General features: G+C 70.3%; 11 protein-coding genes. 2 read left to right on the top strand and 9 right to left on the bottom strand.

The window, feature by feature from the left end; all coding sequences use genetic code 11:
• A partial coding sequence (locus tag HG543_RS42235; protein WP_246357692.1) for a transglycosylase SLT domain-containing protein occupies positions 1–2,114 on the top strand: 2,114 nt, incomplete at its 5' end.
• 198 nt (positions 2,115–2,312) lie between these two features.
• Here HG543_RS42235 and cmk read toward each other — a convergent pair.
• From cmk to HG543_RS42250, 3 genes are read right to left on the bottom strand one after another with little or no spacing between them, the layout of a single operon-like run.
• On the bottom strand, positions 2,313–3,005 hold the full coding sequence (gene cmk / locus HG543_RS42240) for a (d)CMP kinase (RefSeq protein WP_169350611.1): 693 nt from the start codon (positions 3,003–3,005) through the stop codon (positions 2,313–2,315).
• The gene (hisC, locus tag HG543_RS42245; protein ID WP_169350612.1) at positions 3,002–4,093 is read right to left on the bottom strand and encodes a histidinol-phosphate transaminase; all 1,092 of its coding nucleotides are present in this window, start codon (positions 4,091–4,093) and stop codon (positions 3,002–3,004) included. Before hisC ends, cmk begins: the two co-directional genes overlap by 4 nt.
• A gap of 21 nt (positions 4,094–4,114) precedes the next feature.
• A complete protein-coding gene (locus tag HG543_RS42250; protein WP_169350613.1) occupies positions 4,115–5,083 on the bottom strand; it encodes an acetyl-CoA carboxylase carboxyltransferase subunit alpha in 969 nt (322 codons plus the stop codon).
• Positions 5,084–5,177: 94 nt separating this feature from the next.
• On the opposite strand from HG543_RS42250, the gene HG543_RS42255 reads away from it, so the two are divergent.
• Entirely contained in the window at positions 5,178–5,864 is a 687-nt protein-coding gene (locus HG543_RS42255) for a tetratricopeptide repeat protein (RefSeq protein WP_171818244.1), read from the top strand.
• Positions 5,865–6,061: 197 nt separating this feature from the next.
• Here the strand turns inward: HG543_RS42255 and HG543_RS42260 are convergent, their stop codons facing one another.
• The 6 genes from HG543_RS42260 to HG543_RS42285 form a co-directional block, all read right to left on the bottom strand.
• Complete coding sequence (locus tag HG543_RS42260; protein ID WP_169350614.1) at positions 6,062–8,032, bottom strand: ArsA family ATPase; 1,971 nt, start codon at positions 8,030–8,032, stop codon at positions 6,062–6,064.
• A 264-nt stretch (positions 8,033–8,296) separates the two neighbouring features.
• Positions 8,297–9,739 carry an enhancer binding protein Nla6 gene (gene nla6, locus HG543_RS42265; RefSeq protein WP_169350615.1) on the bottom strand — a complete coding sequence of 481 codons (1,443 nt, stop codon included), beginning with the start codon at positions 9,737–9,739 and terminating at the stop codon, positions 8,297–8,299.
• A gap of 89 nt (positions 9,740–9,828) precedes the next feature.
• Positions 9,829–10,449 (bottom strand): histidine kinase dimerization/phospho-acceptor domain-containing protein, encoded by a 621-nt coding sequence (locus HG543_RS42270; protein ID WP_246357693.1) that lies wholly within the window; start codon positions 10,447–10,449, stop codon positions 9,829–9,831.
• 294 nt (positions 10,450–10,743) lie between these two features.
• A complete protein-coding gene (locus HG543_RS42275) occupies positions 10,744–11,196 on the bottom strand; it encodes a deoxycytidylate deaminase (protein ID WP_169350617.1) in 453 nt (150 codons plus the stop codon).
• A 78-nt stretch (positions 11,197–11,274) separates the two neighbouring features.
• Positions 11,275–12,153: a S1 family peptidase gene (locus tag HG543_RS42280; RefSeq protein WP_169350618.1), complete on the bottom strand. Its 879-nt coding sequence runs from the start codon at positions 12,151–12,153 to the stop codon at positions 11,275–11,277.
• A 142-nt stretch (positions 12,154–12,295) separates the two neighbouring features.
• Positions 12,296–14,542: a serine protein kinase PrkA gene (locus HG543_RS42285; protein WP_169350619.1), complete on the bottom strand. Its 2,247-nt coding sequence runs from the start codon at positions 14,540–14,542 to the stop codon at positions 12,296–12,298.
• Positions 14,543–14,702: the final 160 nt, after the last annotated feature.

Raw genomic sequence — 14,702 nt, forward strand, 5'->3', positions numbered from 1 at the left:
CGGGGATGGTGGCGGGGGTGGCCCTGGGGCAGTCGCCAGCGACGCTGGAGGCCGTCCGCCTCCACAAGCCGGAGGCGGCGGGCCTGGCGCGGGATGAACTGGCTGCCTGCGAGGCGAAGAAGTGCCCCGACGCGGGCCGATTAGCTTTGCTGGCGGGCACGCTGGCGCTGTCCGATGGCCAGGCGGCCGAGGCGAGGGACGTGCTGTCCACGCACCCACCTCCGCCCCTGTTGGCGCCCTTCCACGCCTTCTACCTGGGGCAGGCGCGCTTCTACGCGGGTGACGCGGTGGGCGCCGCCGCCGATTTCGCGAGGGTGCTGGAGTCCGAGCCCCCGGTGGAGCTGGCGGCCCGGGCCCGCGCGCGGCTGGGCGAGTCGCTCCTGAAGGCCGGCAAGGCGAAGGAGGCCTCGGCCGTGCTGGAGGCGGCCGCGAAGGCCATGCCCACCCCGGAGCTCGTCTACCAGCGTGGCCTCGCGCGGGGCGCGTCCGGCAACCGCGCCGGCCAGGTGGCGGACCTCCTGACGGTGGCGCTGCGCCATCCCACCCATCCCTACGCGGACGAGGCGGTGACGTGGCTCACCTCGGGGAAGAAGCCCGCGGTGAAGTGGGGCTTCGCCGAGCGCACGCGCCGGGCGGACGGCTTCCTGGACGCGGGGGCCCCGCGGCGGGCGCTGGAGGAGCTGGAGGCGCTGGAGGGCGTGAAGCTGGCCAAGGGGCAGCCGGCGGCGGTGGCGCTGCTGCGGGCCCGGGCCTTCTTCGCGCTGAAGCAGGACGAGGACGCGCGCAAGGCGCTGGCGATGGCGGAGAAGGGCCCGCCGGACGTGGCCGCCCAGGCGGCGCTCCTCGTGGCGCGGCGGGCGCTGCGCTCCGACGACAACGACAAGGCCCGGGCGCTGATGGCGGCGCTGGACGTGAAGTACCCCTCGCAGCCCGCGGGCGACGAGGGGGCCTTCTTCGCGGGCTGGCTGGACCTGCAGGGTGGCCGCTTCGCGGACGCGGTGAAGGCCTTCAGCGCCTTCGACCAGCGCTACCCCCGCTCGCGGCGCCGGGACGAGGGGCTGTGGTTCCGCGCGCTCGCGCACCTGCGGCTGGAGGAGTACGCGAAGGCGCGCGAGACGCTGGAGGCGCTGGTGGATGCCTTCCCGCGCAGCACCATGGTGCCCCAGGCGCGCTACTGGGTGGCGCGCAGCCGCGAGCTGGAGGGCGCGAAGGCGGACGTGGTGGGCCCGGCGTACGAGGCGCTCATCACCTCCGCGCCGGCGTCCTTCTACGCGCTGATGGCCAACGAGCGGCTGAAGGCCCTGGGCCGCAAGCCGCCCGCGCACTTCCCGCAGCCTCCGAAGCAGCTCGAGCTGCCGCGCCCGCCGCAGCTGGAGCTGGCCGTGGAGCTGACGCGCGCGGGCCTGTTCCGCGACGCGGCGGACGAGGTGGAGGCGCAGGCGGCGCGGGTGCGCTCGGCGGACCAGGCGCTGCCCTTCACGCACGCGCTGCTGCAACTGGGCGAGTACGGCCACGCGCACGCGGTGGCGGCGCGGCACCTGTGGGGCCGGGCCTTCGGCGCGCGCGAGCCGGACGCGCTGGCGGCCTTCTACCCGCGCGCCTTCGCCAACGCGGTGCAGGGCGCGGCGACGCTGCACAAGGTGGACCCGTTCCTCGTGTGGGCCATCATGCGGCGCGAGAGCGCCTTCCGGCCGGAGGTGATGAGCGCGGCGGACGCGCGCGGGCTGATGCAGATCATCCCACCCACGGCCAGCGCCATCGCCCAGCGGCTGGCGGAGCCCGCGCCCGCGCCCGCGGACCTCTTCTCGCCCGAGCGAAACATCCGCTACGGCGCCTGGTACCTGTCGCGGCTGATGGAGCGCTTCGGGCACCCGGTGCTCGCGGCGGCGGCCTACAACGCGGGTCCGGGCCCGGCGGTGAAGTGGGCCCAGGAGCGCGGCACGCTGCCGCTGGACCTCTTCGTGGAGACCATCCCCTTCAAGGAGACGCGCGCCTACGTGAAGCAGGTGGTGGCGGACCTGTTCCTCTACCACGCGTTCTACGGCAACGGCACCGAGCCGCTCCGGCTGTCGCTCACCGTGCCCACTCCCGCGAAGGAAGGCGTGACCTTCTGACGCGTCTGTCCGGGCATCGTCATGCGGCGGAGGACGCGAGCGCGCCTCTACCGCTGCACGACGGGAACAGGCGGCACAGCACGCCGTGCGTCCGAGGATTCCGGTCTCCCGCCGTCGCACCGCGGGAACAGGCGAACCGGCCCTCCCTGCGCGCCACGAGGCGGCCGAGGCTCCTGCCGCCACACCGCGGAGGCCGGCCTACTTCCTCGCCGCCATGCGGCGGAGGATTTCCGCCTCCAGCTTGTGCACCACCTCGGACAGGGGGATGACGCTGGAGTCCATGCGGATGGCGTCGTCCGCGGCCTTCAGCGGCGCCACGGCGCGGGCGGCGTCGTCCCGGTCGCGCTTCAGCTGGTCCGCGAGCACCTCCTCCAGCGAGCTCTCCACGCCCTTCTGGAACAGCTCCTCGTAGCGGCGCCGCGCGCGCACCTCGGGATTGGCCTCCAGGAAGAACTTCACGTCCGCGTCCGGGAACACCACCGTGCCGATGTCGCGGCCCTCCAGGATGGCGCCCTTCCCCGCCTCCAGCGCCAGCCGCCGCTGCAGCTGCAAGAGCCCCGAGCGCACCACCGGGCGGCTGGACACCTGCGACGCCGCCATGGAGTTCTCCGGCGTGCGGATGTCCGACGACACGTCCTCCCCACCGAGGAAGACGCGGTTCTCCTCGCCCACCACCTGGAAGTGGATGTGCACGCGGCCCAGCAGCTCGCCCAGGCGCGCGTCATCGTCGAAGGCGATGCCCTCGCGCCGGGCCATCAGCGCCACGCAGCGGTAGATGGCGCCGGTGTCCACCAGCGCGAAGCCCATCCTCCGGGCCAGCAGCTTGGACACGGACGACTTGCCCGCGCCCGCCGGTCCGTCGATGGCGACGATGAAGGGACGCGCGCTCATGCGAAGATCTCCCGCAGGGCCTTCACGCACCGCTCGTTCTCCGCGGGCGTTCCCACAGAGATGCGCAGGCAGGTGGGGAACCCCTGGTTCGCGAACGGCCGCACGATGACGCCCTTGCGCAGCAGCAGGTCGTACAGCTCCACGCCCGAGCGGTGGAAGTCCGCGAACACGAAGTTGGCGTGGCTGTGCGTGAGCGTCGCGCCCAGCTTGGGCAGCTCCTCGCCGAAGTAGCGCAGCCCCTGGCGGTTGGTGTCGCGCGTGCGCCGCACGTGCTCGGCGTCCTCCAGCGCGGCCATGCCGCCCGCCTGCGCCACCACCGTCAGGTTGAAGGGCATGCGCGTGCGGTGGATGTACCCCGCCAGCTTCGCGTCCATGACGCCGTAGCCCAGGCGCACGCCGGCCAGCCCGTGAATCTTGCTGAAGGTGCGCAGCGCCACGAGGTTGGGATGCTTCCGGAACAGCTCCACCGCGCTGGCGTACTCGGGCCACTCCACGAACTCGAAGTAGGCCTCGTCGTGCACCACCATGACGTCGGGCGGCACCGCGGCCAGGAAGGCCTCCAGCGCCTTGCGCCCGAACGCCGTGCCCGTGGGGTTGTCCGGGTTGGCCAGGAACACCATCCGCGTGCGCGGAGTCACCGCGCGGGCCATGGCCTCCAGGTCGTACTGGTAGCCCTCGCGCATGGGCACCTCCACGAAGGGGCGCCCGTGCGCCTGCGCGGAGATGCGGTACGCGGAGAACGAGCCCTTGCACAGGAGGAGTTCGTCCTCCGGCGTGGTGAAGGTGCGGATGAGCAGCTCGATGAGCTCGTTGGAGCCGCTGCCCAGCACGACTTCCTCCGGACGCACGCCCACGTGCGTGGCCAGCCGGCGCACCAGGTGGAAGGACGTCGCGTCGGGGTACAGGTGCGTCGCCGCGGCGGCCGTGCGCATGGCCTCCACCGCCCGGGGCGAGGGCCCGAGCGGGTTTTCGTTCGAGGCCAGCTTGATGACGCCCTTGAGGCCGAACTCGCGCTCGGTCTCTTCAATGGGCTTGCCCGGCACGTAGGGCTTGAGGGTCTCGACGTAGGAAGGAACGAGAGGTCGCATGAAGCCCCAGGAGTAATGTCGTCAGCGTCCGGAGAACACGCCGTACGCGCGGAACTTCGCGTACCGGTCCTTCACCAGTTCATCGGGCGACAGCTCGGCCAGCTGGCTCAAGTGCTTGCGGAGCACCTTGCCCACGGCCTCGGCCGTCTTCGCCGCATCGCGGTGCGCGCCGCCCGGAGGCTCGGCCACCACCTCGTCGACGATCTTCATCTCCAGCAGGTCCTTGGCCGTGGGCTTCATCGCGTCCGCCGCCTTGTCCGCCTTGGAGGCGTCGCGGAAGAGGATGGAGGCGCAGCCCTCCGGGGTGATGACCGAGTAGACGCTGTTCTGAAGCATCAGCACGCGGTTGCCCACGCCGATGGCCAGCGCGCCGCCGGAGCCGCCCTCGCCCACCACGGTGGAGACGATGGGCACACGCAGGCGGCTCATCACCTCCAGATTGACGGCGATGGCCTCCGCCTGCCCGCGCTCCTCCGCGCCGATGCCCGGGTACGCACCCGGCGTGTCCACGAAGGTGAGGATGGGCTTCTCGAAGCGCTCGGCCAGCTCCATCAGCCGGCGGGCCTTGCGGTAGCCCTCCGGGCGCGGCATGCCGAAGTTGCGCGTCATGTTCTCCTTGGTGCCTCGGCCCTTCTGGTGGCCAATCACCATCACCGGCTTGCCGTCGAAGCGCGCGAAGCCGCCGACAATGGACGGGTCCTCGCCGAAGTGCCGGTCGCCGCACAGCTCCACGAAGTCCGTGAAGAGGTGCTGGACGTAGTCCAGGAAGTACGGGCGGTTCGGGTGCCGCGACAGCTGCACCACCTGCCACCGCGTCAGGTCGCTGAAGATCTCCGCCTGGAGTTTCTTCGCCTTCTTCTCGAGCTTGGCGATCTCCGACGTGAAGTCCGCCGAGCCTCCGGTGGACAGCACCTTCAGCTCTTCAATCTTCTTTTCCAGCTCGATGAGGGGACGCTCGAAGTCGAGCGCATAGCTGGTACTGGTTGCCATGGCGCGGGACTAACACCAGCGTAAGGCGGCTTTCAACGCGCAAGAGGTTACGCACCGCGTAGAATCGACAGGTTCTTCCCTTCGTCGGGGGTACATGCTCTCCGCCCTTCCGCTGCTCGTCCTGGCCCTTTCCACCGCCGTCCCCGCCCCTTCCGCCAAGGCGCGGAACACCGAGGGCTTCCGCCTCTACCAGGCCGGCCGCTATCCCGAGGCCCTGGAGAAGTTCCAGGAGGCTGCCCGAGAAGCCCCGGACTATGCGCTCGCCCGCTACAACGTCGCCGCCACCCTGGGCGTGCTGCGCAAGCAGGGCAAGGTCTGCGAGTACAGCGCCCACCGGGACGTCATCGTCGAGCACCTCACCCAGTCGGTGAAGCTGGACGCCCGCCGGCTCGCCCGGGCCAGGGTGGACCGGGACTTGGACCCCATCCGCGACACGCTCGGCTGGCAGCGCCTGCTGGGCCGCTCGCCGGAGCGCGAGGCGGACGTGCCACACCTGCTGCGCGCCGTGTCCTGGTTCGGCCCCGGCGTGGGCGTCTACGGCACCACCCAGGGCCTGCGCTTCCCCTCCGCCAGGCGCGTCGTGCTCTGGACGAAGGAGGTCGGCACGGACGGCGTCCCCCGCCCGAAGGAGGTGGCGGGCACCTACACCGTGCGGGGCCGCGCGGTGGAGCTGCGGCTGCCGGGCCGCGCGCCGCTGGTGGGGACGCTGACGGAGAAGGGCGCCCTCACCTTCCCCGAGCTGGGCACGTTCACCGACGCACCCTCCGAGTGCGATGCCTGAGACACCCCGGCCACCAGTGATGGCCCCACGTCACTCGGGGTGACGGGGGCCGCACGCTTACACGGGGAGGCGAGCGGCCAGCCCTTGGCGCCCACGACGCGGCACGTCATCTTGCGCGTCGGGGGCAGCGGGGTGGCAGTTGCTTCTGGGGGCAGTACCGGGGTTGGAGGCACGCGGGCGGCGGGCCCCCTCTTTTCTCAGGCGGCCTTGATCTTCGCCGCGGGCGGAGACAGCGCATACCACGCGGTGCGGAACGCCTTCAGCTCGCGCAGGCCCGCCGGGTGACGGCCGAGCGCCGGCGCCATGGTGACGGGCAGGCCCAGCTTCTTCTCGATGGCCTTGGCCGCGTTGAGCTCCAGCTTGCGGCGGTTCTCGCACTTCTCGCACGTGGACTTGGGGCCCACGCGGTTGACGAGCACGCGCTCCACCGGGAGCTTCTTCTCCTTGAGGTACTCCACCAGCCCCTCGGTGCGGGCCGCGGCCAGCTCCTCGCCGCGCGTGACGACGACGAAGCGCGCCTCGCTCGGGGAGGCCAGCGCCTCCTCGAAGCGCTTCACGTGCTTGATCATCGCGGCGATGTCGTCCGCCAGCTCGCCCAGGCCCTTGGCGCGGTGCTTGTTCAGCACGGTGTGCAGCGCGCCCAGCCACGTCTTGGCCGTCTCCGCCAGCTCCACCACGCGCACCGCCGTCACCACCGGCGCCGAGTCCACCACGATGCGCTTGAAGCGCTCCTGCACCAGCGCGTCGGTGAGGCAGGACAGCGCCGCCAGCTCGTCGATGCCCGGGGGCGCGCACTCCAGCAGGTTGCGCAGGTAGAGCAGATCCGCCGGAACCTCGCTGCCCGCCTTGGGCGCGCCCTCGAAGGCCTTCTCCGCCTTCTCCTTCAGCCGCTTGCGCAGGGCGTTGAACCAGCCGGCGATGTCCAGCTCGCGCGCGTACAGGCCCTTGGTGCCCTTCACCTGCGTCTCGGTGTCCGTCAGCCGGCTCTGCAGCACGTCCGACAGCGAGTGCGACGGATCCGTGGAGATGAGGAGCACCGGCCCCTCCTTCTCCGTCAGCGTCACCGCGGCCGCCGCGGCGCACGAGCTCTTGCCCACGCCACCCTGGCCCACGAAGAAGATGAGCCGCGTGGGCGGCAGCGGCGGCGCGGCGATGGGAGGCATGGACGGCGCGCGGACCAGCGCCGGGGGCCCTTCGGCCGCGGCGAACTCCAGCGCCTTCGTCTCCTTGCCACCCGCCCACGCCTTGGCGAACAGGCCCAGCCCGTCCAGCCCGCGGGGCGCCACCTCGCGCTTGCCCAAGAGGTTCACCGGGACAGCTTTATCCAGCGCCTGGAACTTGCGCACGTGCGGGGCCTGGAGGCCCCGGCGGCCCTGGCACGCCGGACAGCCACCCCGCTCCTCCACCTGGTTGACGACGATCTCCGTCACCGGCACGCCGCGCTCACGCAGCTGCGCGAAGAGCATGCGCGTCTGCGCCTCGGGCACCGGCTCCGCCAGGGCCACGAGGTGGAACGCCGTGCGCGTCGGATCCTTCAGGAGCGCGAGCAGCTTCTCCGCCTTCTGCTCCAGCGCCTCCAGGAAGCCCGGCTCCGCGGCCTCCGCGGCGGCCTTCTTCCCCTTGCCCGTGGCCGCCGGCTTCGCCGCGTTCGCCTTCACCAGGCCCAGGAACTTGCGCAGGCCCACCGGCAGGTCGAACAGCCGCAGCGTGTGGCTCGTGGGCGAGGCGTCCACGATGATCCGGTCGAACTCCTTCTCCTTGCCCTCCAGCAGATCCACCACGTGGAAGAGGGCGACGAGCTCCTCCAGCCCCGGCACCGCCTGCTGGTAGAGCTTGCCCAGGTCCTCGTCGGAGAAGTGCGTGCCCTTCGCCGCCGACTTCTGCAGCGCGGGCAGGTAGCTCGACAGGAAGGGCTTCATCAGCGCGGCCGGCTCGACTTCCAGGGCGTACACCCCACCCTCGCCCTTGCCGGGCACCAGCTTCGTCGGCTTCGCCGTGAGCTTCTTCTTCACCAGGTCCGACAGGGAACCCACCGGGTCCAACGACACCAGGAGGACGCGTTCCTTCGGGGCGTCTTCCGACAACCGCAACGCGTACGCTGCCGCGAGCGTGGTCTTGCCTACCCCGCCCTTGCCGCCGAAGAAGTGGAGAACTCGCGCGTCGCTCATTGGGTTGTGGCCTTCCTTGTGCCCCCCCGGCGGCACTGATGCACTCTCCAGCAACGGCCAGAACAAGGCGCCGGAGTTGCCCGGTGCGTGAACCTCTGCGTCCGGGCCCTCCCTGTGGGTGGGAGATTACAGCAGAATCCCCCGTCCAGAGGTCAAAAGTCAAGAATTGACGCGGGGTTTCGAGGCCGGGGAGGCCTTCCGGAAGGCCCCCCTCCGAGCCCCGCCAAGCAGGCGGAATCCGGAGGGGATTTCCTACCCGTCAGGTCAGCGGGCGACCAGGCTGCTGGCGCTCAGGGGGCCGTCGCTCCCCTGCCCGCCCAGCGGGCCACCGTCGCGCACCGGGCCCTGCTGCGCGCGGGCCTCGGCCGCGTAGCGGTTGAGCTTGTTGTACAGCGTCTTCTCGCTGACCCCGAGCACCTCCGCCGTCCGGGCCTTGTTGTTCCCGTTCCGCTGGAGGCTGCCGAGGATGTACTCGCGCTCCACCGCGTCCAGGCTGAGCCCGAAGGGCAGCCGGAAGGTGTGGCGCTCCGGGGCCTTGCCGGCCATGTCCGGCGGCAGGTGCTCGCGGGTGATGAGCTCCCCGTCGCAGAGGATCACCGCGCGCTCCACCGCGTTGCGCAATTCGCGGATGTTGCCCGGCCAGTCGTAGTTCTTCAGCACCTCCATGGCCTCCGGGTGCACGCCGCTGACGCGCTTGGCGGAGTCCCCCCGGAACTTGTCCACGAAGTGCTGCACGAGGATGGGCACGTCGTCCCGGCGCTCGCGCAGGGGCGGCAGGTGGATCTGGAACACGTTGAGGCGGAAGTAGAGGTCCTCGCGGAACCGCCCGTTCTTGATCTCCTGCTTGAGGTCGCGGTTGGTGGCGCACAGCACGCGCACATCCACCTCGATCTCCACCTTGCCGCCCAGCCGCCGCAGCCGGCCCTCTTCCAGCACGCGGAGCAGCTTCGCCTGCAGCTCGAGGGGAATCTCACCCAGCTCGTCCAGGAACAGGGTGCCGCCGTGGGCCATCTCGAACACGCCGGGGCGGCGCTGATCCGCGCCGGTGAAGGCGCCGCGCTCGTGGCCGAACAGCTCGGACTCGATGAGCGTGTGGGGGATGGACGCACAGTTGATGGCGATGAAGGGCTTGTCGCGGCGCAGGGACAGGTTGTGGACGGCGCGCGCCACCACCTCCTTGCCCGTGCCGGACTCGCCGCTGATGGACACGCTGGCCTTGGACGGGGCCACCTTCTCCACCAGTTCAATCACCTTCCGCATGCCGGCGGACTGGGCGATGAGATCCGACGAGCCGATCTGCTTCAGGCGCCGCCGCAGCGTCTGCACCTCGCGCAGGGTCTCCTTCTTCTCCAGCGCCCGGTCGATGCAGACCTTGAGCCGCGCGGTGTCGAGCGGCTTGACGATGAAGTCGTAGGCCCCCTCGCGGATGGCCTCCACCGCGGCGTCGATGGTGCCGCGCCCCGTGAGGAAGACCACCGGGCAGTCCGGCAGTTCCTCCTTCAGGTTGCGCAGCAGCCACAGACCATCCGTCTCCGGCATGGCCAGGTCCGACAGGACGACGTCCGGTCGGAACTCCCCCGCCTTGCGGAGTGCGTCGTGCCCGTCGAATGCGATCTCGACCTTGTGACCCCAGGTGCTGAGCATCTCTGCCAGCGCCTCGCACGTGTCGCGTTCGTCATCCACGGCCAGGATTCGTGCGCTGCCCAAGTTGAAGACCTCCGGTACTGCGTCGTGACGCGAAGTTGTGTGAAACCGAAGAGAAAGAACCCGGTGCTTCCTCGGGGGAAGCAGCGCCCTCAGGCGCGGGGGAACACCAGCCGACAGTGAGCGCCGTGGATGCGCGACTCCACACCCAGCTGCGCGCCGCGCAGCTCCAGGGCCGCCACCACGTCCGGAGAGACCTCGGTGCTCGCCGCGCCCGAGTCCTCCACCTCCAGCACCGCCGACGCCCCTTCCGCCTTCACCAGCACGCGCGCGGATCCGCCTCCGTCCGCGCGGCGGAAGGCGCGCAAGAGCGCCTGCGTCAGGAAGAAGCCCAGCTCCGACGGATCCGCCAGCTTCACGCGGACCCCGGCCTCCACCGCCACCTGCACCTGCACCCGGCGCTTGCGGCTCTCGTGCGCCAGCACCGCCAGGGCACGCGTGGTGGCCTCGGACAGGTCCGTCTCGCCCGGCGCCGCGGGCCGGTGGACCACGAACTCGGCGAACTGACGGAGGATGCCGTCCACGCGCTGGATCTGCTCGCGCATGGCCTTGAGGTTCTTCTCCTGCGACGGCGGCACCTGGCCCGTCTCCGCCTTCAGCTTCTCGGAGAGGACCTCCAGGTGGATGGCCAGCGCGTTGAGCGGGTTGCGCACGTCGTGCATCAGGCTGTCCATCAGCGTCGTCACCGCGCCATAGCGGGCAGCGCCCACCATGGGGTCCGACACCTCCTGGACAGAGGGTGCAGTATTGGACACAGCCGTCGAGCTAACCAACGGAAACTCCTCGGGTTTTTTCCGCCCTCCCCACCCTCGCCCCTGCCGGAGCCAAGAGTTAGGGAGCCCGATCCGGAACGTCAACCCTGGGTCGGTAATTCTTGCCGGAAGCGGCAAATTCCCGTGATAGGACGCCCACTTGCGTAGGCTCCCAAGTGTCTTCCGGACGACGTTTCCCGAGGCTGTGCGATCACTCCGCCGCGCCCGGTGTCGGGCACTGGACGGAGGTACGATTCACGCCGTGGTGGCGGGAGGGCGCGCGGCCTCGCCGAGGCCCACGAGCTCCAGCTTGAGGCGGGCGGCGAACTCGAAGATGCGGGGGTCCCTGTAGAACTCGCCGTAGACGATGCGGACGAGGCCCGCGTTGGCGATGAGCTTGAAGCAGGGCCAGCAGGGACTCGCGGTGGTGTAGATGGTCGCCCCGTCGATGCTGACGCCGTTGGTGGCCGCCTGGATGATGGCGTTCGCCTCGGCGTGGACGGTGGCCACGCAGTGGCCGTTCTCCATCATGTGGCCCACGTCATCGCAGTGCGGCAGCCCGCGGATGGAGCCGTTGTAGCCGGTGGACAGGATGGTCCTGCCCCGCACGATGACGGCCCCCACGTGCTTGCGATCACACGTGGCCCGCGTGGCCACCTGCTTCGCGATGTCCATGAAGTACTGATCCCACGACACGCGTCCGGACATGCGACACCTCCGGGCGGGGATGTAACCCGACCCGGGAGCGTCTCGAAAAAATCCGCCGCTGCACCGCGGGTGTGGCTGTCAACGACCCGCCGCCTGGGCCAGGCCTCCCTCGGACGGCGCGCTGTGCTGGAGCAGCCGCGCGAAGCCCTTGGACTGGAGGAACTGGCGCACCTTGGCGCTGGGCGCGGCGAACGTCTCGCCGGGCATGGGCACGTCGAAGCTGTAGCTCTGCTCCTTCACGGCGAAGTCCACCTTCGCGGTGCGGTAGCCCTCCACGATGGCCAGCAGCCGGCCCGTCTCCAGGCTGAAGATGCCACCACCGGAGGCGCCATAGCCGATGGGCGCGTCCGTCTTCACCATCTTCGGGCGCTTCGTCTCGCGGTCCCACTCCACCTGGGACAGCATGCCGCCGGACAGCGACAGCGCGCGGCCGAAGGGCGACGCCGCCACCACCACGTCCTCGCCCAGCTCCAGCTCCGCGTCATCCGCGAGCCGCACCGCCGGCAACTCCAGCCCCGCCACGCGCACCAGCGCCAGGTCCATGTCCGGCACCTGCCCGACGGCGGCCACCTCGCCGGTGTGCTCCAGCACGTCGCCGCGGCGGTCCACCAGCACGCGCAGGACGGGGTCCTTCAGGCGGCTCATCTCCACCGCGTGCGCGTTGGTGACGACCCACGCCACCACCCCGCCCTTCTCGTCGCGCTCGGAGCCCACCACCACGCCGGACGCCGTGCTGCGCGCCTTGTCGCCCTCGACAATCTGCAGCCGCACGTTGTGCGGGAGGATGCGCCGCACCTGCTCCTTGCGCGTCGGCCTCGGCGCTTCCTGCCGGACGACCACGCGCTCCACGACGGGAGCCGCCTGGGGCGCGGGAGCGCTGGCGGCCTGCTGCGAGGGAGCACTGGCGCACGACACGAGGGCGAGCAGGGCGGGAACGCCCAGGAAGAAGCGGCTCATCGACTCTCCGGTGGGAGGATTGGCTCGAGCTGACGGGGATGTGACTCGTTTGCAGCCCCCATCATCCCGGGCTCCCACCGGCGTTGAAAAGCAGGCGTCCGGACGGGCCCCGGCCGCCTGCCCGCTCACGCATGGGGGCGGTTCACCCGTAGCGCTTCTTCATGAGGAACAGGATGGCGTCCTTCGCGCAGGACTCGCAGTAGCCGTAGCGCTCCGCCATCGTCTTGAGGGTGCTCTGCACCTGCGCCTGCTCGCGCGGGGAGAGCTGGTTGCGGTCCTCGGAGAGGTACTTGAGGACGTTCTCCTTGTTCTTGCGCAGCACCCGCTTGCGCTCCTCGAAGTAGTGGTCTCTCAGGCGCTTGAACATGTCCGGGAAGATGCGCGGGTAGTCCATGTCCGCGTCCGGGTTGTCCAGCCGGTGCGCGCCGATGCTGGAGATGAGGCCGCGGCGGAACTCCGCGGCGTTCTCCCCACGGGGCATGACGATGGCCTCCAGCTCCGCCATCCGGTGCTCGTCCGGCTTCTCCAGCTCACCGGTGACGCGGTTGCGCATCTTCTCGCCGCGCACCCAGTGGCTGACGCTCTGGATGTAGCGCTCCACCAGCTCGCGGTACTGGCCTTCCGACACCAGGCCCATGGAGTCGCGGACCTCGCCGTCCACCCGGTCCAGGTACTCGGCCTCGGCCGTGCGCACGAAGGCGTCATGGTCGTGGTAGCCGTCCACCACCTCCTGCAGGAGGAACTCGTAGACGCTCTTGTCCTTGCAGATGGCCTCCAGCTCCTCCAGCACGGCCAGGGCGTTGAGGCACTTGTAGTCGGGGTTCTGCGCGGCGTTGAAGAGCGCCGTCTTGATTTCACGCGCGCTGGCGCCGGAGCGGCCCTCGTAGTTGGGGTACGCGTCCGACTCGGTGAACAGCTCCTCGCGCAGCTTCCGCAGCTCCTTGGTGTTGGCCAGGCTCAGCCGGTCCGGCGGCGCGCCCTCCTCGTAGAGGTGCAGCTTCTCCACCGGCGTGACGTGGTCGATGAGCTCCTTCACGTCGTTGGGGTAGCGGTCCGGGATGGGCTTCTTCAGGCGGGTGAGCACCGCCCACATGGCGGCGACTTCCGTGGCGTGCGGGGCCACGTGCTTGCCCACCGTGGTGCTGGTGATCTGCGCGTCGTAGATCTGCTGCTCCGTCTTGTAGCGGCGCAGGTAGGGCACGCGCACCAGCTCGATGCGGCCCTTGAAGGACGCGAAGTCCGGCAGCTCCTTGAAGGCGCCCAGGTGCTTCTCGTTGGCGGAGGCGATGAGCACCTCGTCCAGCTGGAGGACGAACGGCTCCAGCGGCACCTCGCCCGTCTCGCTGAAGCCCAGCAGGTACTTGAAGGCCTCCAGCGGCCGCTTGAGCAGGTCCGCGTACTCGATGAGGCCGCGGTTGGCGTGGACCAGGGGCCCGTGCGGCTCGAAGAGGACGGTGCTGTGCAGGGGGGCGGGCACGTTGAGCTGGGTGCGGTCCGCGGTGATCTGCTGGACCATGGCGTCCACGCTCATCTGCGGCTCCACCGTCACCGTGCCCACCTGGTAGCGGCGCGAGACGTAGAAGCGCTCCACCTGGACGTGGCGCATGACCTTCAGCCAGTCCCCGCCGTACGAGTTGAGCAGCGCGGTGTAGATGCGCCGGCACTTGGCGCACAGCTCGCCGTCCCGCACGTAGTCGGAGAGGATGAAGTCACCCGTCTCCCCGTCGCCGGTGCCCAGGCCCTTCTTCTTGAGGGCGGACTCCAAGAGCTTCCTGCGCTCGCCCGGCGGCACGGCGAAGAGCGGGTGGTCCCTCAGCTCGCACGGCATGCGCAGCTCGATGGACTCCGCGTCCAGGTGCGCGTACGAGCCCACCTCCCCCTGCTCCGGGTCCCGCTCGCCGAAGCCGATGGAGCCCTTGACGAGCTTCTCCGAGGGGAAGACCCAGGCGATGCGGTAGAGCGCGCCCTGCGGCAGCCGCGAGTACGCCTCCATGCCCTCCTTGAGGGCGTTGACGATGGTGGACTTGGCGCTCCCGTTCGGCCCGTGGAGGAGGATGAGCTTGTTGATGCGGCCGGCCCGCACGAAGTTGCCGAGCAGCCGGTAGATGGCGTTCTGCACCTCCTCCTGGCCCGCCACCCGGCCGTCCCGCTCGGAGCCCGGCGTGTCGAACACCTTGAAGCGCCGGATGGTGCCCGTCGGGTGCGGCACCGTCTCCGTGCCGAAGTGATCCATCACGTCCCGCAGGTACTGCGCCGCGTTGCGCGCCTGGGCCTTCGGGTCGTTGAAGAACAGCGAGAGGTATTCCTCGAAGGAAAGGATCGACCGATTCTTGACGAAGTCAGCGTTCACCTGCGCGCCGACTTCCTGCAGATAGCCCTTCGCGTCCACGGTGCCGCTCCTCATGCGGGGGGGTCAGTTCGATCTAGCCATGGCGCCGGTCGGCCGCACGGCCCCGTCAGGGGGAGAACTTTTCCGCCGGGCGTGCGGATGTCCAGGCCCTGCCAGGGCCTTGTGTTGGGGGCCGCGCGGTCCCCCCGCCCTCCTCCGC

Source organism: Pyxidicoccus fallax, from assembly GCF_012933655.1.
Lineage (GTDB): Bacteria > Myxococcota > Myxococcia > Myxococcales > Myxococcaceae > Myxococcus > Myxococcus fallax.

Bases quoted from the DNA above. Each gene is read 5' to 3' on its own strand.
- cmk (WP_169350611.1), bottom strand. From the start codon at position 3,005: ATGAGCGCGCGTCCCTTCATCGTCGCCATCGACGGACCGGCGGGCGCG.
- hisC (WP_169350612.1), bottom strand. From the start codon at position 4,093: ATGCGACCTCTCGTTCCTTCCTACGTCGAGACCCTCAAGCCCTACGTG.
- HG543_RS42250 (WP_169350613.1), bottom strand. From the start codon at position 5,083: ATGGCAACCAGTACCAGCTATGCGCTCGACTTCGAGCGTCCCCTCATC.
- HG543_RS42255 (WP_171818244.1), top strand. From the start codon at position 5,178: ATGCTCTCCGCCCTTCCGCTGCTCGTCCTGGCCCTTTCCACCGCCGTC.
- HG543_RS42260 (WP_169350614.1), bottom strand. From the start codon at position 8,032: ATGAGCGACGCGCGAGTTCTCCACTTCTTCGGCGGCAAGGGCGGGGTA.
- HG543_RS42270 (WP_246357693.1), bottom strand. From the start codon at position 10,449: ATGGTGGGCGCTGCCCGCTATGGCGCGGTGACGACGCTGATGGACAGC.
- HG543_RS42275 (WP_169350617.1), bottom strand. From the start codon at position 11,196: ATGTCCGGACGCGTGTCGTGGGATCAGTACTTCATGGACATCGCGAAG.
- HG543_RS42280 (WP_169350618.1), bottom strand. From the start codon at position 12,153: ATGAGCCGCTTCTTCCTGGGCGTTCCCGCCCTGCTCGCCCTCGTGTCG.